This is a genomic window from Bacteroides sp. RCH18, assembly GCF_058231005.1.
Map to the genome: position 1 here is coordinate 1268804 of NZ_JBIPTC010000002.1, position 20798 is coordinate 1289601.

General features: G+C 44.3%; 12 protein-coding genes. 6 read left to right on the forward strand and 6 right to left on the reverse strand.

From position 1 onward, the window contains the following. Window positions 1-57: 57 nt before the first annotated feature. The gene (locus ACHLI0_RS20090; RefSeq protein ID WP_490749912.1) at window positions 58-1953 is read left to right on the forward strand and encodes a sensor histidine kinase; all 1896 of its coding nucleotides are present in this window, start codon (window positions 58-60) and stop codon (window positions 1951-1953) included. Between the two features lie 389 nt (window positions 1954-2342). Here the strand turns inward: ACHLI0_RS20090 and ACHLI0_RS20095 are convergent, their stop codons facing one another. Continuing rightward, window positions 2343-2918, reverse strand: a complete 576-nt coding sequence (locus ACHLI0_RS20095) for an RNA polymerase sigma-70 factor (RefSeq protein ID WP_490749913.1) — start codon at window positions 2916-2918, stop codon at window positions 2343-2345. 129 nt (window positions 2919-3047) lie between these two features. Between ACHLI0_RS20095 and ACHLI0_RS20100 the strand changes: the two genes are divergently transcribed. The 4 genes from ACHLI0_RS20100 to ACHLI0_RS20115 all read left to right on the forward strand — a co-directional run bounded on the left by ACHLI0_RS20100 (window position 3048) and on the right by ACHLI0_RS20115 (window position 12163). Continuing rightward, on the forward strand, window positions 3048-4076 hold the full coding sequence (locus ACHLI0_RS20100) for a FecR domain-containing protein (RefSeq protein WP_490749914.1): 1029 nt from the start codon (window positions 3048-3050) through the stop codon (window positions 4074-4076). Window positions 4077-4313: 237 nt separating this feature from the next. Then, window positions 4314-7772, forward strand: coding sequence for a TonB-dependent receptor (locus ACHLI0_RS20105; protein ID WP_490749915.1), 3459 nt, complete (start codon window positions 4314-4316; stop codon window positions 7770-7772). A 13-nt stretch (window positions 7773-7785) separates the two neighbouring features. Next, on the forward strand, window positions 7786-9693 hold the full coding sequence (locus ACHLI0_RS20110; RefSeq protein WP_490749916.1) for a RagB/SusD family nutrient uptake outer membrane protein: 1908 nt from the start codon (window positions 7786-7788) through the stop codon (window positions 9691-9693). Between the two features lie 259 nt (window positions 9694-9952). Further along, window positions 9953-12163, forward strand: coding sequence for an alpha-N-acetylglucosaminidase (locus ACHLI0_RS20115; RefSeq protein WP_490749917.1), 2211 nt, complete (start codon window positions 9953-9955; stop codon window positions 12161-12163). 416 nt (window positions 12164-12579) lie between these two features. Here ACHLI0_RS20115 and ACHLI0_RS20120 read toward each other — a convergent pair whose 3' ends face one another. The 5 genes from ACHLI0_RS20120 to lnb form a co-directional block, all read right to left on the reverse strand. After that, the gene (locus ACHLI0_RS20120) at window positions 12580-13026 is read right to left on the reverse strand and encodes a hypothetical protein (protein ID WP_008760031.1); all 447 of its coding nucleotides are present in this window, start codon (window positions 13024-13026) and stop codon (window positions 12580-12582) included. Window positions 13027-13087: 61 nt separating this feature from the next. Next, window positions 13088-14197 carry a DUF6340 family protein gene (locus ACHLI0_RS20125; protein ID WP_195365143.1) on the reverse strand — a complete coding sequence of 370 codons (1110 nt, stop codon included), beginning with the start codon at window positions 14195-14197 and terminating at the stop codon, window positions 13088-13090. Window positions 14198-14318: 121 nt separating this feature from the next. Then, window positions 14319-17639, reverse strand: coding sequence for a preprotein translocase subunit SecA (gene secA, locus ACHLI0_RS20130; RefSeq protein WP_119188046.1), 3321 nt, complete (start codon window positions 17637-17639; stop codon window positions 14319-14321). A 180-nt stretch (window positions 17640-17819) separates the two neighbouring features. After that, entirely contained in the window at window positions 17820-19394 is a 1575-nt protein-coding gene (locus tag ACHLI0_RS20135) for an alkaline phosphatase family protein (protein WP_008764529.1), read from the reverse strand. Beyond that, complete coding sequence (lnb, locus tag ACHLI0_RS20140) at window positions 19394-20581, reverse strand: lipoprotein N-acyltransferase Lnb (RefSeq protein ID WP_490749918.1); 1188 nt, start codon at window positions 20579-20581, stop codon at window positions 19394-19396. Before lnb ends, ACHLI0_RS20135 begins: the two co-directional genes overlap by 1 nt. Here lnb and ACHLI0_RS20145 point away from each other — a divergent pair. Beyond that, window positions 20557-20706: a hypothetical protein gene (locus ACHLI0_RS20145; protein WP_250698939.1), complete on the forward strand. Its 150-nt coding sequence runs from the start codon at window positions 20557-20559 to the stop codon at window positions 20704-20706. The genes lnb and ACHLI0_RS20145 overlap by 25 nt on opposite strands. The last annotated feature ends 92 nt before the right edge of the window (window positions 20707-20798 follow it).

A 20798-nucleotide genomic window follows, 5' to 3' on the forward strand; every position in this document is an offset into this window, starting at 1 on the left:
CTTTTTAAAAGATAAAAATAATATTATCTTTGCTTCCACTTTTAATCACACAGCAAAATGAAACAATTACTGCGAATATGCTTAACAGGTGCGTTCTTTCTTCTTTTCGAAGGACTCCTTTCCCCTATGTTGGCAGATAATGGGAGATCAGATAAAGAAATATTAGTTTTGAATTCTATCAACTTCAACCTTCCCTGGGCTAAAAACTTCTATTGGTATGTGCACGATGTTCTTCAGGAACAGGGAATAACCGCCAGAGCGGAATCATTGTCTGTTCCAGCCTTGCAGGATACGATGGAGGTAAATGCAGTCATCGAGCATCTGCGTCAGAAATATCCGCTTCCTCCTGCCGCTATTGTGATAATTGGTGATCCGGGCTGGATTGTCTGTCGTCCTTTATTTGATGACCTATGGAAAGATGTTCCAGTGATCATAACGAACTCCCGTGACCGCCTGCCTGCTACCTTGGATATTCTGCTCTCTCATGCCTCGTTGAATGAGACCAACAGCGTCCCCGCCCAAGAGTGGAGAAAAGGCTACAACCTGACTACCCTGAAACAGCATTACTATGTGAAGGAAACCGTTGAACTGATCTATAGCCTGATACCTGATATGGATCGCCTGGCATTTATCTCGGACGATCGCTACATCAGTGAAGAAACCCGCGGAGACGTGAAAGAAGCTGTTGAAAAGCATTTTCCAAACCTGCCTTTAGAATTGCTTTCTACCACTCACTTGTCAACAGAAATGCTTCTGGACACCTTGCGCAGCTATAAAGCAAACACCGGAATTATTTATTATTCCTGGTTTGAGTCGCATAATAAAGAAGATAATAATTATCTTTTTGATCATATTCAGGAGATTATCACCAATTTTACGTCCTCTCCCTTGTTCCTGCTTTCTTCCGAAGACCTGTCCAATAATACTTTTGCAGGAGGCTATTACGTTTCTGCAGAATCATTCGGCGATTCCTTACTTGAAATTATTGACCGTGTGTTGCATGGAGAACAGGCGGAGGACATTCCCGAAAGTATAGGAGGGAAGGCGAGTGCCTACCTCTGTTATCCGGTGCTGGAATCCTACAATATTCCCTATCACCTTTATCCTGAACGAGCTGTTTATGTCAACGAACCTAAAAGTATATTTCATCAATACTGTGTTGAAATCCTTTCCTGTTCCATTTTCCTTCTTATTTTGATAGCAGCGATCGCCTATTATATACGTATTCTTCGCAAGGCATACACTCGTCTGAGTGAGGCAATGGAAAAGGCGGAGCAGGCGAATCAGTTGAAATCCGCCTTTCTGGCTAATATGAGTCATGAAATCCGCACTCCGTTAAATGCGATTGTCGGCTTCTCGAATATGTTGCCGGATATAGAAGATCGTAAGGAGATGCGCGAATATGCAGACATCATCGAAACAAATACCGACTTGCTTCTTCAACTGATCAATGATATTCTGGACATGTCCAAAATCGAAGCCGGCACTTTTGACTTCTGCCCGTCATTGATAGATGTCAACCAGACGATGGAAGAAATCGAACAGAGCATGAGGCTTCGCTTGAAAAAAGAAACTGTTACTCTTACTTTTACCGAACGTCTGCCGGAATGTACCCTTTATACAGATAAGAATCGTTTGATACAACTGATTTCCAATTTTGTCATCAATGCTATTAAATTTACTCAGACAGGTTCTATCAGAATGGGATATCGTCTGAAGGATGCCGATACAATTTGCTTTTATGTCTCGGATACAGGCTGCGGCATGTCAGAAGAGCAATGCAAGCATGTATTCGAAAGGTTTGTGAAATACAATCCTTTTGTTCAAGGAACAGGTTTGGGACTTTCCATTTGTCAGATGATTATCGATCGCTTAGGAGGGACGATTGGAGTTGAATCAGAGGAAAACAAAGGTTCTACTTTCTGGTTTACGCTACCTTATCGGCAAGAATAGGATTGTATCTGTCTTCTTATCCTTTATGATTGTTTGTTTTATGTATTGCAGACTTCCAAGACTTTGGTCAGCTTATTACGATGAGACAATATTCTCACCACAATGAGAAAAAATTCTCAATGCAATGAGAAAAGATTCTCACTGTGATGAGAAAAAGTTCTCACTGTGGTGAGAAATAATTCTCATCATGATGAGAATGGTTGAGAATTTATGATCTGTATCAGCTTGTACTATAGATAAATACAGATTTACTATTTTCTGTTTTATAGCTTTAATTGATAGAGCAAAAAAGAACTTTACCTAAAAAGAAACCGTTTTTCTCTATTTAGTTGAAGGATGGTATAGGTTTAATAGGTACGAATCCAATTTATTGGAAGGAGTCACTTATATTAAGGAAACAGTAAAGGAAGCAGCAATGGCAGATAATCTTTTAAATCGATGCGTAATTGCTTGAGTGCTTGCTGAATACGATAATCTACAGTCTTTGGGGACACTTCCAATGTTTCTGCAATTTCTTTGTAGCTCATATCCCGGAAACGATGCATGACAAATGCTTGCCGGTAACTTTCCGGTAATGCGGCAACCGCCTCTTCAATACGTTTGGTTAGCTCTTTAATTTGATAGAAGTCCATATCCTGTATCATCTCTTGCATTTCTTCATAGAAACGCGTATCAGCACGTTTGATGGCATCAATGTGTGCAAGCTTATTTAAAGCCTTGTGATGTACCATTTTAAAGAGATAAGAACTTAATGATGATTCAATAATTAGGTTTTCCCGGTTTTCCCATATCCATAGAAGGGAGTCTTGCACAATTTCTTCTGCATCGTGAAAGTCAACATATTTATGACCATAGGCACATAGCACTGCATAGTATTGCCTGAATAGCGTTTCAAAGGCTTTTAGGCCTCCACGCTGTATTTCAGATAATTGAGGGTCATTCCTCTTTATGCGTAGTTCCTTCATTTATTAAATTCTAATTTGCTGCAAATATAGCTTTTTTATAATAAAATAAAGATTTTCTGAAAAAAATAAGGTTTTCGTTTAGGAATGTCGTGGTTTGGTCTTGTCATATAATAAAAGGTAGAATAAAGGATGAAAGAATTAGATAATAATAGAATAGAAGAATTGCTTCCTCGTTATTGTGAGGGGAGGTTGAGTGAGGGGGAACGTCTGGAAGTGGAAGCGTGGATGGACGAGTCGGAGGAGAATAAACGAGTTGCTACTCAGACTTTTGCTCTTTATTTGGCTGTGGACACGGTTCAGGTAATGAAGAAAGTTGATACGGAGAAAGCTTTACTGAAAGTAAAGGGAAAAATGTCGGACCGTAAAGTGAGAAGGACAGTGTGGTGGGAGTGGGCACAACGTGCTGCTGCAATTCTGTTTATTCCGCTTCTTACCTTATTAATATGGCAGAACTGGAAAGGGGATGCCGGAGAGGTAGCGGAGATGATGGAAGTTAAGACCAGTCCTGGAATGACAACTTCGTTGACATTACCCGATGGTACAATTGTTTATTTAAATTCGGAATCTTCTTTGTCTTATCCTTCTCGCTTTAATGGTGATTTCCGTAAAGTGAAGTTAAGTGGTGAGGCATACTTTGAAGTGGCCAAAGATCCGGAAAAGAAATTTATCCTTTCTACTACACATCAATCACAGATAGAAGTATTGGGTACATGTTTCAATGTAGAAGCATATGAACAGAATACAGAGGTTATTACAACTTTGATTGAAGGTAAAGTAGATTTTATGTTCGAGAAAGATGCTGTGATGAAACATATCATCTTATCTCCAAGAGAGAAGCTGGTGTATGATTCGGAGACTGATAAAGTCCACCTTTATAAAACTTCGGGAAAATCAGAATTGGCTTGGAAAGATGGAGAAGTTGTTCTTGATAATACACCTTTGGAAGAAGCATTATGGATGCTGGAAAAAAGATATAGCGTGAAATTCGTTATTAAGAACGAAAAACTGAAGAATAGCTCGTTCACGGGAACCTTTACAAATCAACGTTTGGAAAAGATCCTGGAATATTTTAAAGTATCTTCCAAAATACGCTGGAAACATATCAATGATGACAAGGATGGAAGTGACAGAAAAAAAGAGATAATAGAGATTTATTGATTAACCTTTAACAATTTAATAGTATGAAAGCAAAACCCACTTAGAAAAAAGTATGGGAAGATTTTGGCAGATCTTCCCATACTAAAATGAATCAATTGAAAATGCTTGTTGGCAGACAAGCATAGTTAACTCATTTTCAACTTAAATCAATACAAAATTATGCAAAACAATTTTAGCATCCAAGTTTTAAGGGTGGTAAAGTCTTTTTGGCTAACCTCGAAAAAAATCCCACGTACTATGAGACTGGTTATTTTATTCTTATTTTGTTTTGTCGGATTAACTAATGCGACAGATAGCTATGCCCAATCTGCAAAGGTTACGATGAATGTACGTAATCAGACAGTTGAGGATGTATTAAGAGCGATAGAGAAGCAAACAGAATTTAGTTTCTTCTACAACAATGCTCATATAAATTTGAAACGGTTGGTGACAATCTCCGCTAACCGTAATGATATCTTTAAAGTTCTTGACGAAGTATTTAAAAATACGAATGTAGAATATAAGGTAATAGATAAAAAGATCATTCTGTCTACGGAGTTGGCATCCGTCGGACAGGCGCATCAGGAAAAGGTAAAAGTGAGCGGACGAGTTGTGGATGCAGCAGGTGAACCGGTAATCGGTGCCAGTGTGATAGAAAAAGGCTCCGCCAATGGTACGATCACTGATATGGACGGTAATTTTATCCTGAATGTCGGTTCAAAAGAAGCCATTCTTGAAATCTCTTATATTGGTTATCAAGGACAGTCCCTGAAAGTAACTCCGGGAAAGACGCTGTCGGTAGTATTGAAAGAGGACACACAGAGTCTGGACGAAGTGGTAGTAGTTGGTTTTGGTGTACAGAAGAAAGCGAACCTGACCGGCGCGGTATCTCAGGTAAAGATGGATGATGTACTGGGGAGTCGTCCTGTTGTAAATGCCATGAGTGCTTTGCAGGGTACGATGCCGGGACTTCAGATTACTCCTAATAATGATGCTGCCGGTCCGGGACAGAGCAAATCATTCAATATTCGTGGTACGACTTCTATCAATGGCGGTGGTCCGTTGGTGTTGATAGATAATGTTCCGGGGGATATCGATATGTTGAATCCCGAAGATATCGAAAGTGTTTCTGTGTTGAAAGATGCCGCTTCGGCCGCTATCTATGGTGCGCGTGCCGCTTTCGGTGTAATACTTGTGACTACAAAGAAGGCGAAGAAAGGCGACGGGTTTCATGTCAATTATAATAATAATTTTGGTTTCCAGAGTTCTATCAATCGTCCGGAACAGGCTGACGGGCTGGAGTGGATGCAGGCTTACCTGGACGGCGAGTTCAATGCCGGTAAATACTACACCGGGCAAGATATCAAAACCTGGATGAACTACCTGACCGAATATCGTAAGAATCCGGGTAAATTCCAGACTACCGGAGACGGGGTATATGTAGACCCGGAAACAGGATTGAATTATTATCTGAATGAGAAAGACCTGTATGCCAATATGCTTGATGATTACGGTTTTCTGCAAGCGCATAATGTGTCATTGAGTGGTGGTACTGATAAGCTGGCTTATCGTCTCTCCCTTGGTTATAATAGCGAGCAAGGTATTTTGATCACCGATAAAGACCGCTACAAACGTTTGTCGGGTAGTGCCTATATTTCTGCTGAAATCACCTCGTGGCTGACTCAGTCTGTAGATATACGCTATGCTCAGAGTGACAAGAATATGCCCGTGACTTCGGATAAGACCGGATTGTATGATATGCGTTTGCCGGTTGTATATCCCGAAGGCTCCCTGACTTTGCCTGACGGCACCAGCCTGATGACGAATACGCCTTCTAATGTTTTGAGAATGGCAACGGATAACAATACAATCAGAGACAATGCCCGTATCCTGTCAAAAACGGTATTGAAACCATTGAAAGGACTTGAAGTGGCATTCGAATATACATTTGACAAGACATGGAGTAATCAGAATGTGAATAAGGCTTCCATTGATTATACAACGGTTGAGCTGGCAAAAATACAGACTGCCACTACTTCTTCTCTGGAGACGACTCACCAAAGTACTGATTATAATGCCATCAACCTGTATGCTAATTATAGATATTCATGGAATGACACGCATAACTTGTCATTAATGGGCGGCTTCAACCAGGAATCCAGTGACTGGAAGAAACTGTATACTTATTCTTATGATATGATTAACGAGAAGTATCCGTCACATAGTACGGCTACCGGTGAGAATAAGGTTATTACAGATGATCATCGCGTGTATACTGTGCGTGGCGCTTTCTATCGTGTTAATTATGATTATAAAGGCAAATATCTGTTTGAGACCAATGGTCGTTATGACGGCTCGTCTAAATTCCCGAAGAAAAATCGTTTCGGTTTCTTCCCTTCTGTATCTGTGGGTTGGAACATTGCCCGCGAGAACTTTATGAAACCGGTTGCAGGTGACTGGCTAAGCGATCTGAAACTTCGCGGAACCTGGGGACAAATAGGTAATCAGGGCATTGATCCTTATAAATTTGTTCCGACCATGTCGCAAGTGGAAAAGAAGGATGTGGCGTGGCTGGTGAATGGAGCGAAGCCGCTGACTTTGAATGCTCCGGGACTGGTCAGTGATAGTTTTACTTGGGAAACGGTAGAAACATTGGACTTTGGTTTTGATATTACTGCCTTGAACGGACGTCTGCAAAGTACTTTCGACTGGTATCGCCGTGATACGAAAGATATGCTTGCTCCGGGAGCTGAGTTGCCGTCAGTGGTAGGTGCTTCCGCACCTTTGCAGAATACCGCCGACTTGCGTACGAAAGGCTGGGAATTGTCATTGACGTGGAGAGATAGAATCGGTGCATGGGGCTATAATGTAGGCTTCAATCTTTATGACTCTAAAACAGTCGTTACCAAATACCATAATGAATCAAAGATTATCCTGAAAAGTGATGGCACGAATAATTATTATGAAGGATATGAAATCGGTTCTATCTGGGGGTATGTAACGGATGGTTACTATACAGCCGATGACTTTGAAGATACAAATACCTGGAAATTGAAAGAAGGAGTGGTCACAGTGGATGGAGTAAGTCCCCGTCCCGGTGACATCAAATACCAGAATTTGCGTGATGATGCATCGAGTACGAATCGCATTGATACGGGAGACGGAACCTTTGACAATCCGGGAGACCGCAAGATAATCGGTAATAACTCTTTGCGTTTGCAGTATGGTATAAATCTGGGAGTCAATTACAAAGGATTTGATCTGAGTGTTTTGCTGCAAGGAGTAGGTAAACGTGATGTATGGATCAGTGATGCACGCCGCTGGCCGTTTAATTCCGGACAGTTCGGTTCACTCTTTAAAGACCAGCTGGATTATTGGAAACCGGTAGATTCTGCCAATGGCGACTGGACGGCAGCCAATCCGAATGCGGAATACTTCCGTATTTACGGACAAGGAAACAATTCCGGTTATAATACACGTGCGCAAACGAAGTATCTGATGAATGGCTCTTATCTACGTGTCAAGAATGTGACTTTGAGTTATAATTTCCCGAAGAGCTGGTTGGCACCTATTACATTAACGAGTTTGAAAGCGTTCGTAAGTTGTGAGAACCTTCACACATTTACTAAGCTGATGAAGGGTTATGACCCGGAACGCCTGTCATGGGGATATCCTTTCTATCGTACGATTTCTTTTGGTTTTAATGTTACTCTTTAATTTTGAATTGGTTATGAAAAAAATAATATATACTATGCTTGCGGCAGCAGCTATCGGATTTACGTCATGCAACGATAGTTTTATGGAACGCTATCCGGATACTTCGTTGACGGAGCAGACAGTGTTCAGTAATTATAATACTTTCAAGACCTATGCCTGGGGATTGTACGGAGTATTTACAAATACTAATATCCTGCGTATTCCCGGTACAAACGGAGCCTATGCCAGTGCCACATCCTATACAAGCGATATTTATGCAGGTTATCTGATGCGTCGTCAGGGTGACGGTAATCCGTATGCTTTTCAGAATGTATCCAGTTCGTCATCAGGCAATGGATGGGCATTCAGTTTCGTCTATCGGGTCAATGTCATGTTGGCAAATATCGATCACTCAGGGATGACGGATGCGGACAAGGAACATTGGCGTTCGGTAGGATATTTCTTCCGTGCCTATTATTATTCGGAACTGATAGCTCGTTTTGGTGATGTGCCTTGGGTAGATCGTGTACTGGGTGATTCGGATAAGGAAATAGCATATGGTCCCCGTACACCTCGCAAAGAAGTTGCCGATCATGTATTGAACGATTTGATATACGCTGAAGAGCATATAAAAGAAGAAGGTGACGGTGAAAATACGATCAATGTGCACGTTGTCCGTGCTCTTCTTTCCCGTTTCTGCCTTTTTGAAGGTACATGGCGTAAATATCATGCTTTGGGGGACGAAGATAAGTACTTTGATGCCTGTATCACTTATTCCAAAAAGCTGATGGATTCTTATCCCGAACTGAACAGTGACTGGGGAGAGATGCTGACATCTGACCTGAAAGGAATGAAAGGCATCATTCTGTATAAGGAATATGTAGAAAAAGAATTGACTAATTATGTACTGACGCATGTTGAACGGACATCCACCCATAATGTGGAAATGCCGCAACACATCATCGACATGTATCTTTGTAAAGATGGTAAAACGATTCATAACAGCTCGGAATATGAATGGTCGCAGGATGGGGATAATAGTATGAATGCTACCTTCCGCAATCGTGACCTTCGTCTGCTGGAGACTGTAGCTCCCCCTTATAAGGTGATCCCAAGTGCCGATAATACCAGTTGGGAGTATACCTCCGATCCTAAAGACCGTGAGTTTATGGATATCATGGGCATTACCCGTTACACAGGTTTCGGGGGTGGAAATGGGGAAGCCGGTAAACATAAAGTGTTCCCATTGATGAACTGGTCTGCTGCTATATTGAAAGGGATGCCTCACTTCTTCACCAACAATGGCGGACAAGGTTTCCTCGTAGCCCGTAGCGGTAACTATGTGTATAGATACTATAATGTTTGGGATAATTCGAAAGAGAATGAAGGGACCTCGGATGTACCTTTGTTCAAGATTGATGAAGTGATGTTGAATTATGCCGAGGCTAAATTTGAAAAAGGTGGTACAGGTGCCGAAGGCTTCAATCAGACAGTTGCTGATCTTACTATCAATAAGTTACGCGATCGGGTGGGAGTTGCCCATATGAAAGTGGCCGAGATAAATGCCGGATTTGATCCGAAGCGCGACCAGACCGTAGACCCTGTATTGTGGGAGATTCGTCGCGAGCGCATAGTAGAATTGATGGGTGAAGGATTTGGATTCTACGATGTGCGCCGTTGGAAAAAGGCACCTTGGTTTATCAATAAGATACAGTATGGTCAATGGGCTACTAAAGAGCAGATTGGCGACTCCGGACAGTTTGTTGATCTTGAAAAAGGATACGCCGATACGACAGGAAAGAAAGAAGGTTTTATCTATATGTATAATGATCCTTTGGTAGCAGGTAAAGGTTGGTTAGATAAGTATTATCTGTATCAGGTGCCTACTAATGAAATCGCATTAAACCCAGAACTGGCCCCCAATAATCCGGGATGGGAGTAATAATTAACTGAAACACAAATTGAAAGAAGATGTGCAAATAACTGTTTGACACATCTTCTTTTTTTATTAGAGCCAATGCTATCCGTCGGAAACAGTCGGTGAGTCAACCGAATATTTCCGACTTTTCATATATTGGAGGTTATTTAATGTGTATCAGTATAAAAGAACTACATTTTATTTTCAGTAATCGGAAATTTGAAATATATTTAGAGGCTCAAACGCCCAAACACATTTGATGACCCTTAAAAAAATAATGACTATGAACATGCGTCTTCTATTACTTTTATTATTTGGTTCTGTTGTTATGTATACAAGTTGCCAATCTACGTCTGCTCCAATCGATTCATTGGCAGCACGTGTGACGGAGAATACGTCGAAAGATCAAATCCTTTTCCGGTTGGTTACTGATGAAGCCGATCCGGCAAAAGACTACTTTGAGATAGACTCCAAGGATGGCAAAGTACTGATAACCGGAAACTCCGATCTTTCACTGGCTACGGGCTTGAATTGGTACCTGAAATACGTGGCAGGTATTCATCTTTCGTGGAATAATCCCTCGCAGAAATTGCCGGAAGTACTGCCTCTGCCTCAAAAGAAAATCCGACAGGCGACGGCTATGAAGAATCGATATTACCTGAATTACTGTACCTATTCTTACTCCATGGCTTTCTGGGACTGGGAACGCTGGGAGAAAGAGATAGACTGGATGGCGATGCACGGCATCAATATGCCTTTGAGTATAACAGGGATGGAGGTTGTCTGGTATAATCTGCTGAAACGTATCGGATATACGACGGAGGAGATCAATGAGTTTATTTCCGGTCCTGCCTTTATGGCATGGTGGCAGATGAATAATCTGGAAGGATGGGGCGGACCGAATCCCGACAGTTGGTATCGGCATCAAGAAGCACTGCAAAAGAAGATCATTGCCCGAATGAGGGAGCTGGGCATTGAACCGGTATTCCCCGGATATGCAGGAATGGTTCCCCGTAATATCGGAGAGAAATTGGGGTATCAGATTGCCGATCCCGGTAAATGGTGTGGTTTCCCTCGTCCGGCCTTTCTTTCTACGGAAGATGAACATTTCGATTCATTTGCTGCCATGTATTATGAGGAGTTGGAGAAACTTTACGGAAAAGCCAAGTATTATAGTATGGACCCCTTTCATGAAGGAGGAAATACGGAAGGAGTAGACTTGGCAAAGGCGGGAACTTCTATTATGGGTGCTATGAAGAAAGCGAATCCGGAGGCTGTGTGGGTGATGCAGGCATGGCAGGCGAATCCGCGGGAAGCGATGGTCAGTACGCTCGATTCCGGTGATTTGCTGGTACTGGATTTGTATAGTGAAAAACTTCCGCAATGGGGTGATCCGGAGTCGATGTGGTATCGGGAGAAAGGTTTCGGCAAGCATGACTGGCTTTATTGTATGTTGCTTAACTTTGGCGGTAATGTCGGTCTGCACGGGCGGATGGAGCAACTGGTGAATGGATATTATAACGCCTGTGCACATGTCAACGGGAAAAACCTGCGGGGGGTAGGGGCTACTCCGGAAGGAATCGAGAATAATCCGGTGATGTTTGAATTGCTGTATGAACTTCCTTGGCGGGAAGAACGTTTTTCACCGGATGAATGGCTGCAAGCGTATCTGAAAGCGCGGTATGGAAATGATTTGTCACCGGAAGTAGCGGAAGCATGGCGTGCGCTGGAACATACAGTTTACAATGCTCCGAAGAATTATCAGGGGGAAGGGACAGTCGAATCCTTGTTGTGTGCCCGTCCGGGATTTCATCTGGACAGAACATCGACATGGGGATATGCCAAGTTATTCTATTCACCTGATTCAACGGCAAAGGCAGCCCGCTTGTTACTTTCTGTTGCAGATCAGTACAAGGGAAATAATAACTTTGAATATGATTTGGTGGACGTGGTGCGTCAGAGTCTGGCAGATAAGGGGAATGTGCTGCTTGAAGAAATTTCTCAGAGTTATGACCGGAAAGATAGGGATAGCTTCGGGAAGCAGACACAACAGTTTCTGGAGTTAATATTAGCTCAGGACAGTTTGCTATCCACCCGAAAGGAGTTCTCGGTGTCTTCATGGCTGAATGCCGCACGTTCTTTGGGAACCACGGAAGAAGAAAAGAAACTTTACGAATGGAATGCTTCTGCGCTGATCACGGTCTGGGGAGATAGTATAGCTGCCAATCAGGGAGGTCTGCATGATTATTCCCATCGGGAGTGGAGCGGGATTTTGAAAGACTTGTATTATCAACGTTGGAAAACCTTCTTTGAGCAGAAACAACGGGAGTTGGACGGCAAACTTGACCAATCAGCGGAAGAACCGATTAATTTCTATGGTATGGAGAAAGCATGGTCGGAGAAAAACAAAACAGCTGATTCATCGGATCATAAGTCACAAACTGTAATTGAAACGGCAAAATCTGTTTATCGGACAGCGATTGAAGCAAAGTAATTTATCTACCTACACTGCTTCGGCTTTCAGCTAGAGGGCTGACTAAAAAGTCGGTAGTGCCTTAAATGGGAGTGACTAAAAGTCGATAGTATTTTAATTCTCCTCCTTCGGGAAGGAGGAGTGGTCGAAGACCGAGGTGGTAGGATAAATAATGTTCATTCCTATTTGATTGAAAATGAAAGTTTTGTGTGTTCACCTACCACCTCCCCCTACGGGTACTCCTCCTTCCAGAAGGAGGAGAATTAAGGCACTATCGACTTTTAGTCACTCCTGATAGGGAAACTTGGGTTTGTACGAATCATATAAAACGAAAAAAGAATAATCGGAAGTAAACAGGGGAATACCTTTTACTTCCGATTATTCTTTTTATAAATGATAATTGCTTCGGCAAGGCCATGCCGTGCAATCGAACATAGTTATTTCTCCAACAAGTTTTTCAGAAACTCGTCCAGTTCTTTATCCAGTCCTTTCAGCAGTTCGTCATCCACGAGCAACGTATCATCGTCTATCAGCAACAGCTCTGCAACTGTTTCCTTATCTTCATCTACCAGTACGAATGAATAAGGCTTTAATATTGTTACTTTATCGAAGTCGCCTGCATCTTTCATTCTGCAAAGGATACTTTTCAGGTTGGGCTCTACATTTTCCATGAAATCATCTCCATCGTAAGTTGCCCACTCTTCAATCATTACATTAGCCAATTCCTCGTCATCGTCGTTATAAATAGTGAGTTGTCCCGATGTTTGGTCCGGTTGTAAATGAATATCGGTTACGGCTGTCTGGTCGCAGCCACATACATATTTGCCGGCTGCCTTTTGGATAGCCGATTCGATGGTAGACAGAGATTGTTGGCTCAGTTTCATAGGTTCTTCCTTTTTGTTACCTCAAAGGTATAAAAAAAATAATAATCAATGCATGATTTCCTTAAAAATCATCATTAAATCGCTCCATTTGCATTTTTAGCTTGGGCAATTGACTGTTACGTTCCTTTAATTCATTTGCATAAAGGGTTGTAAGATAGTAATTCGGTACATCGTCAATGGTGGCGTACGCCGCATTTTCGGGAATGTTTTTCTTATCTACTTTTTGGGCAAGTTGCTGTGCTTTGACTGCCCATTCTTCTGCTTTTGCCAAGCTGTCCTTCATCTCATAATAAACAGCGATATTGAGGGCAGCTTTCATCTTTTTCTTTTCCTTCTTGGTTCCGTTGTACACTTGTTCCCAAAGTTCGAAAGCTCTGTCCCATGAATTTTCACGGACAAAGATTGCCGCGTCACGCATCTGTACGGAGCCACCGGTGTACAAGTATCGTTTGCCTGTCTTCCAGAAAGGGAGTAGCTGTTTGACAGGGATAGTCCCTGCAAATTCAGAAGCTTCCCGTAGCATCTGTGCATCAGGTATCATGTGTGCAAATGTTTCTGTTACCGATCCTCCGTATTCTTCCCAAAAGATACTGTCGGTGGGGTGTAGCGTAGTCATCGGTTTGCTGCGCGAGGGCAGGTATACCTTCACCGTCGGATAGGCTTTTACATCAACCGTCCCCAGGTAACAATTGAAGTCACGGAGGTAACGAACCGTTTTGGTCGCTTTGAATTGCAGGTTTTCCATGGCGATGATACAGTCCACTCCCAAGTCTGATGTCAGCTGTTGGACTTCCTCCTGACTCAGTGTACTTTCACGAGGAAACTTGTCATTGGCCCGTAAAGCGGAATCACAGATCACCACTACATCGAAATAGTTCTGATGCGCGATTTCTTCCGCCAGCGATTCAGCCGCAATCTTAACGTTACCATTGGCATACGCTGTGGCGTGGCTTATTTCGGGTACGTTTTCTTTCGGCTTTTCGGTCTGTGTGATCAGCTTGTTATCCGGTTCGGTGCTGGTGTTATTCACGATAGCCACTTTACGGAGTTGAGAAGGGAAAGTCATATCTCCGGGCTGCATATAGTCAATAGAAATCTGCTCCAGGCTCTGACAGCTGCCGAGTGCCAACAGTAGCAGAGAAACAAATGCCAGTGAATAGAATTTTGCCATAGTCTTGATATCTTTAGTAGTTTAAGCAAAAGTACTATTTTGGATGAATAAAAGAAAGCCTCAAACAGTTTTTAACCGTTTGAGGCTTTCTTTTAGATTATAATCTTACATCGGACTGCTGTTAAGCATTCTGTCCGTGGCAGTTTTTATATTTCTTACCGCTTCCGCATGGGCAAGGATCATTACGCCCTACCGTCTTTTCCGCACGGATCGGTTCGCGTTTTTGTTGCTCGCGAGTATCCTGACTGGCAGCAGCCTGCTGGTTCGGATCACTGAGGTCTTGTTTCTGTTCGCGATACTTGCTCATATCCTGACGTTGCTCGGGAGCAGCCTGGCGTACTTCTACACGGCGTGGCTGTTGTTCGTCTGCCGGAGCTTCCTGTACAGGGATCTGTCCGCGCATCAGGATGGAGATAGTCTGGTTATTGATCTTGTTCACCATAGCGTCAAACAGTGTTACGGATTCCAGTTTGTAGATCAACAGCGGGTCTTTCTGTTCGTAACTTGCATTCTGTACAGAGTGTTTCAACTCATCCAGTTCACGCAGGTTTTCTTTCCATGCTTCGTCGATAACGTGCAGCAGGATAGACTTTTCGAATGCTTTTACCACCTCTTTTGATTCGGACTCGTAAGCGGCTTTCAGATTACAAGAGATATTGTACATTCGTTTTCCGTCCGTGATAGGAATCAGAATGTTTTCGTACATATGTCCCTGGTTTTCGTATACCTGTTTGATGACCGGATTAGCGATTTGTGCCAGGCGTTCCGTTTTGCGTTTGAAGTTTTCCATGGCAATGTTGAATGTCTTTTCTGCCAACGTATCCTTCTTCTCATTACGGAATTCTTCTTCGGTGAACGGAGTTTCCATAGCCAATGTCTGAAGCAGTTCCATCTGACAGCCTTCGTAGTCATTGTTCTCGATCGCATTCGCGCAACGGTCCCAGATCATATTAACGATATCCATACCGATACGTTCACCCATCAGGGCGTGGCGGCGTTTGGTATAAACAACGGTACGTTGCTTGTTCATCACGTCGTCATATTCCAACAGACGTTTACGGATACCGAAGTTGTTTTCTTCCACCTTCTTCTGTGCACGCTCGATAGAGTTGGAGATCATCTTGTGCTCGATCATTTCGCCTTCCTGGAAACCGAGTTTGTCCATTACACTGGCAATACGGTCGGAAGAGAACAGACGCATCAAGTCATCTTCCAGTGACACGAAGAATACAGAAGAACCCGGGTCACCCTGACGTCCTGCACGACCACGCAACTGGCGGTCTACACGACGGGATTCGTGACGTTCCGTACCGATGATGGCCAAACCGCCTGCGGCTTTTACTTCCGGGCTCAGCTTGATGTCGGTACCACGACCTGCCATGTTGGTAGCGATAGTCACTGCACAGCTGAAACCGGCTTTTGCTACAATCTCAGCTTCTTTCTGGTGTAACTTCGCATTCAGTACGCTGTGTTCGATCTTACGCATGGTAAGCATTTTGCTTAGCATTTCGGAGATTTCTACCGAAGTCGTACCTACCAGTACCGGACGTCCTGCCTGCACTAGTTTTTCGATTTCTTCGATAACGGCTTTATACTTTTCGCGTTTGGTTTTGTAAACGCGGTCGTTCATATCCTTCCTTGCGATCGGGCGGTTAGTCGGGATAACGACTACATCCAATTTGTAGATGTCCCAAAGTTCGCCTGCTTCCGTTTCGGCAGTACCGGTCATACCGGACAGCTTGTGATACATACGGAAGTAGTTCTGCAAAGTGATCGTTGCGAAGGTCTGTGTGGCAGCTTCTACTTTCACACGTTCTTTCGCTTCGATAGCCTGGTGCAATCCGTCAGAGTAGCGGCGACCTTCCATGATACGTCCGGTCTGCTCGTCTACAATCTTCACCTGTCCGTCGATCACAACATATTCGTCATCTTTCTCGAACATGGTGTAAGCCTTCAGCAACTGGTTGATGGTGTGTACGCGTTCCGATTTGATGGCGTAGTTAGTCAGCAGCTCATCTTTCTTTTCCAGCAGTTGTTCGTTGGTTAGGTTTTGATTTTCCAGTTCGGAAAGTTGTGCGGCGATATCCGGCAGCACGAACAATGTCGGGTCTTCGGAGTTACCGGTGATCAGGTCGATACCTTTATCTGTGAGGTCTACGCTGTTCAGTTTTTCTTCGATGACGAAGTACAACGGTTCGGTCACTTCGTGCATACGCTTGTTGTTCTGCTCCATGTAGATTTCTTCGGTCTTCAGCATGCCGGCTTTGATACCCTGTTCACTGAGGAACTTGATCAATGCCTTATTCTTTGGAAGACACTTGTGGCTACGATAAAGAGCAAGGAATCCTTCTTCCACTTCCTTCTTGTCGTTGGAGGCAATCAGTCGTTTGGCTTCGGAGAGGTATTTGGTTGCCAATGCTTTTTGAGCTTCTACCAGACGTTCTACCAGCGGACGGAGTTGTTCGAACAGTTGGTCGTCGCCTTTCGGCACCGGACCGGAAATAATCAGCGGAGTACGGGCGTCGTCAATCAATACCGAGTCAACCTCATCGACGATGGCGTAGTTGTGCTGGCGTTGAACAAGGTCTTTCGGGCTGATAGCCATGTTGTCACGCAGGTAGTCGAAACCGAATTCATTGTTGGTACCGAACGTGATGTCGGCAAGGTATGCCTGACGACGGGCGTCGGAGTTCGGCTGATGGCGGTCGATGCAATCTACGCTCAAACCGTGGAACATATAAAGCGGGCCCATCCATTCGGAGTCACGTTTGGCAAGGTAGTCGTTCACGGTTACTACATGCACACCGTTTCCGGTCAGCGCGTTCAGGAATACCGGAAGGGTAGCAACGAGAGTTTTACCTTCACCGGTTGCCATTTCCGCAATCTTACCTTTATGCAGAACGACACCACCGAACAACTGAACGTCGTAATGAATCATGTTCCATACCGTATCATTGCCACCGGCATTCCAGTGGTTCTGGTAGATGGCCTTGTCGCCTTCAATGCGTACAAAGTCTTTGGTAGCAGCCAGATGGCGGTCGAATTCAGTCGCGGTTACTACGATTTCTTCGTTTTCCGTAAATCGTTTGGCAGTTGCTTTGACGATAGAGAAAGCTACGGGCAATACATCTTCCAGTGCTTTCTCGTATTTTTCGAGAATTTCTTTTTCTATCTTATCTATTTGTGCAAAGACTTCTTCGCGGTCTTCCAGTTCGGTGCTTTCGATGCTCGCTTTGAGTTCTTCCACTTTAGCGCGTTCGTCAGTAGCCGATTCGCGGATGTATTTTTTGAGTTCTTCCGTTTTGGCACGGAGGGCGTCGTTGTCCAGTGCTTCAATCTCCGGGTAGGCAGCTTTGATCTTTTCTACCCAGGGTTTGATTTCTTTCATGTCTCGTGTGGATTTGTTTCCGAAAATCGAGCTTAAAAATTCATTAAATCCCATGTTGTATTATTTAGTTTATTATTATTTCTTGATTGTCTGCACGGCGTTTTTTCACTTTCGGAGAAAGGAAAGTAGCATAAACCTGCTACCAAGCTGTGCAGAGTGATTATAAATCCGCGCAAAGTTACATTAAAATGCTGATTTATTTATGTTTTGCGCATGGTTTTTGTGAGGAATCTTTTACCGAAGATCGGTAATAGGGGCCGAAGAAGAGGCATTGGGAGCCCGTATGCGCATGAAATGAGCCAGTGTAGGCGCAATATGGTCGATTGTTACAGGTGTCTGAATGATGGCCGGTTTCACGGAGTGACCCATGAAGATCAGCGGTGCGGGGATATAGGAATGACGTACCACCTTGTTCTCGTTGCCGTTTTCGCTGACGATAGTCCATCCCGGCAATACGTCGATCACGAGGTCGCCGGAACGCTTGCGGTGATAGCCGTTGCGTATTCTGTATATTTCCGGAGTCCATGAACCCAGGAGAAGCCGGTGGGCGGAATATGCCTCATTTACTCCGCTGAACTGCATCAGGAAGTCGGCAGACTTTTCCTGCACTTCTGTCAGGTTCAGTTGCTTTTGTTCCAGTAGCTTGTGGTTCAGATAGATTTGCTGGTCGTGATAGGCTTCTACATATTTTCCTTCGCCGTAAGTGGCCATCAGAAACATGTTCAGCAAGGCCGTGCAGCGGTTGAGGTGAAACTCTCCGGTCGGTATTTTGTACAGTCCCGAATCCGTCGATTCGCTGTCCGTATATCCGGTGGAAGTGACGAAGATAAGCACGTTCTGCAAGCCTACTTTCTTGTCGAGCAGGTCAAGCAGGTTGGCGATGCTGCGGTCGAGGCGTACATAAGTGTCCTGTATTTCCATGGCACACTCTTGCACGGACTTGTGCGCATAGTTGCCTGCATAATAAGTAAGTGCCAATAAGTCAGTAATGTCATCCATGCCGACCGAACCTTTGCCGATTGCTTCTTCTGCGAGGGCATTTACTTCATCGTTGACGAACGGGCTGGTGATGAAACGGCGGAACTTATTGTTGCGGTCGTCGTCAAATTTATATTTGAACACTACGTCCCGCCAATCTGGCAGGAAAGTGTACATACCACGTGGGAAAACCGGTTCCCATGTGACGCTGGAGATGCGGGAGTCGATGGCCTGACGGTCGTTATATTGGCTTGCCCACCAGGGGAATTCGCCATAATAAGTCGTTCCGCTCCATTTTCCGGTCGTGGGATTGATCCAGAACGCTCCGTTTCCTGCATGTCCGGCAGCGAAAATGGCTGCGTCGCAGAAAGGGGCGATGGCGTATACGATACCTTTGCCTTGTGTCGCTATTTTCAGTTCGTCGGCAATGGTAGAGGTTAATAATTTGGTAGGGGCACAGGTCTGGTCGGTGTAATAACCCATGAAGGCCGCATCGTCCGTACTGTTGACAGGGCGCAGGGTGGCTACATCCATCCATCGGTTGGAAATGATCCCGTTGACGGAAGGCGTCGATCCGCTGTAGATGGCTGCCATGGCAGAGGCACGGTCTACACCGCTGAATGTATATTCTGCATTATGGAATACTCTTCCCTCTTTCCAGAGGCGTTTGAAGCCTCTCTCACCGTAGAGCGACGAAAAAGCTTCCAGATAGTCCGTACGCAACTGGTCAATCGTGAGTCCTACCACAAGTTTAGGGGCAGTAGGCAACGACTGAGCTTGTAGCCCGGTGAAGGTCAGTACGGTAATCAGGGAAGTTAGTAGTCCTTTCATTATTTCTTTTTAGAGGTCAATATCAAATTGCTTGTTGAACGTATCAGCAAACAGAGTGCCAAAGGTACAACAGCTAAGTCAAATCTCTGCGGAATTAGCGGAAAAAGCACCATAAAAAGTGTTAAAACGACCAAATTCAGCGTCAAATACCAGCATTTCTTTCCTTTTCGGACACAATAAATGATGTATGGAAGGAGCAGAAGCTGTCCCGGATGGAATACCAGCAATAAGAAATTGGAACTGACAGCCGGATGTTCGGAGAATAGGGCGAGGAAGGCCAGCACACAGCCCACGATGCCTGCGGCACCGAATAAAATAAGGTCGACACCCCAGAGTCCTCTCCTTTTGCGGATGCTGTAGATAGTAGCAGCAGCGGTAAGTATAAAAAGCAGGAGGGAACATTGGAACGGGGTGGGCATCCAACCGCCTTTTTCTTCCTCGGGAAGGGCGTCTACGATCAGCTCCTTGCCGGATACGAGCGGACGCTGAACCGAATCATGGACGATTTGGGCGCCTGCGAAAGCATCCATCAGGTAAAAGGGGGCAAACATCATTTGGCGTTGCGTAATGGGACGGTCTGCTTCGCTGCCGATGCAGAGGTCGATGCCGAAGCGGGCCCACGGATGGCCTTTGCAGTATTGATGTACGATATCGCGGAAAGATAGCGAACCGTCTTGCGGCTCTGCGGGATATATTACCTTTCCGTCAATGCTTTCCTCTATTTTATCGCGCGGGCGTGTAGCGCAGTTGTCATAAAAGAAATTATACCGGTAAACTCTGTTTTCGGGAAGATAGTTTTCTTGCAGTAGTCGGATGAGTTCCGCTTTTTCTTCTTTGCTCAGGTTGAGTGTCTGTTGCCAGACGCTGCGCCCGTCGAAGGCATATTCCGCCGCGAAATGGGCGTAGTCGGTAGCTCCCAGCTGGTAGTCTGTCTCACCGAGTGAAAAACGGAGGATGAAGTTGGGAGTATTGAAGCTGAATAGTCCATAGTTGAATACGGCATCTATTCCGTTGGCCGGATCTTCGTAGCGGATGGCTGTATGTCCGAACAGGGAGTAGATTTCTTCACCGGGGGCGCAAGTCAGCAGGCTGAGGCGGATGGAGTCGTTGTCAGAAGCTATGGCTTGTCCGTTTGAAAAGATAAGCAGATAAAGAGTCAGTAATGGATATAGAATTGTCCGTTTCATCAGAAATGCCCGTTTATTATTTTGGTGGCGAATATACGAAGAATAGTTGGATTGTAGAAACAGAGGCTCCGTTTTATCAGAACAGAGGCTCTATTTCACCCAATCAGAGGCTTCGTTTCACCTAAACAGAGCCTCTGATTAGGGTAAATAGGGCCTCTAAAAGCGTTCTTTTTTCCTTATAAAATGTGGAACGCTGAGCGGAATACTTTAAGATTCT

Excerpts from the sequence above, each read along its gene's own strand:
- ACHLI0_RS20090 (WP_490749912.1), top strand. The coding sequence starts at position 58 with ATGAAACAATTACTGCGAATATGCTTAACAGGTGCGTTCTTTCTTCTT.
- ACHLI0_RS20095 (WP_490749913.1), bottom strand. The coding sequence starts at position 2,918 with ATGAAGGAACTACGCATAAAGAGGAATGACCCTCAATTATCTGAAATA.
- ACHLI0_RS20100 (WP_490749914.1), top strand. The coding sequence starts at position 3,048 with ATGAAAGAATTAGATAATAATAGAATAGAAGAATTGCTTCCTCGTTAT.
- ACHLI0_RS20105 (WP_490749915.1), top strand. The coding sequence starts at position 4,314 with ATGAGACTGGTTATTTTATTCTTATTTTGTTTTGTCGGATTAACTAAT.
- ACHLI0_RS20110 (WP_490749916.1), top strand. The coding sequence starts at position 7,786 with ATGAAAAAAATAATATATACTATGCTTGCGGCAGCAGCTATCGGATTT.
- ACHLI0_RS20115 (WP_490749917.1), top strand. The coding sequence starts at position 9,953 with ATGAACATGCGTCTTCTATTACTTTTATTATTTGGTTCTGTTGTTATG.
- ACHLI0_RS20120 (WP_008760031.1), bottom strand. The coding sequence starts at position 13,026 with ATGAAACTGAGCCAACAATCTCTGTCTACCATCGAATCGGCTATCCAA.
- ACHLI0_RS20125 (WP_195365143.1), bottom strand. The coding sequence starts at position 14,197 with ATGGCAAAATTCTATTCACTGGCATTTGTTTCTCTGCTACTGTTGGCA.
- secA (WP_119188046.1), bottom strand. The coding sequence starts at position 17,639 with ATGGGATTTAATGAATTTTTAAGCTCGATTTTCGGAAACAAATCCACA.
- ACHLI0_RS20135 (WP_008764529.1), bottom strand. The coding sequence starts at position 19,394 with ATGAAAGGACTACTAACTTCCCTGATTACCGTACTGACCTTCACCGGG.
- ACHLI0_RS20145 (WP_250698939.1), top strand. The coding sequence starts at position 20,557 with ATGGATATAGAATTGTCCGTTTCATCAGAAATGCCCGTTTATTATTTT.
- lnb (WP_490749918.1), bottom strand. The coding sequence starts at position 20,581 with ATGAAACGGACAATTCTATATCCATTACTGACTCTTTATCTGCTTATC.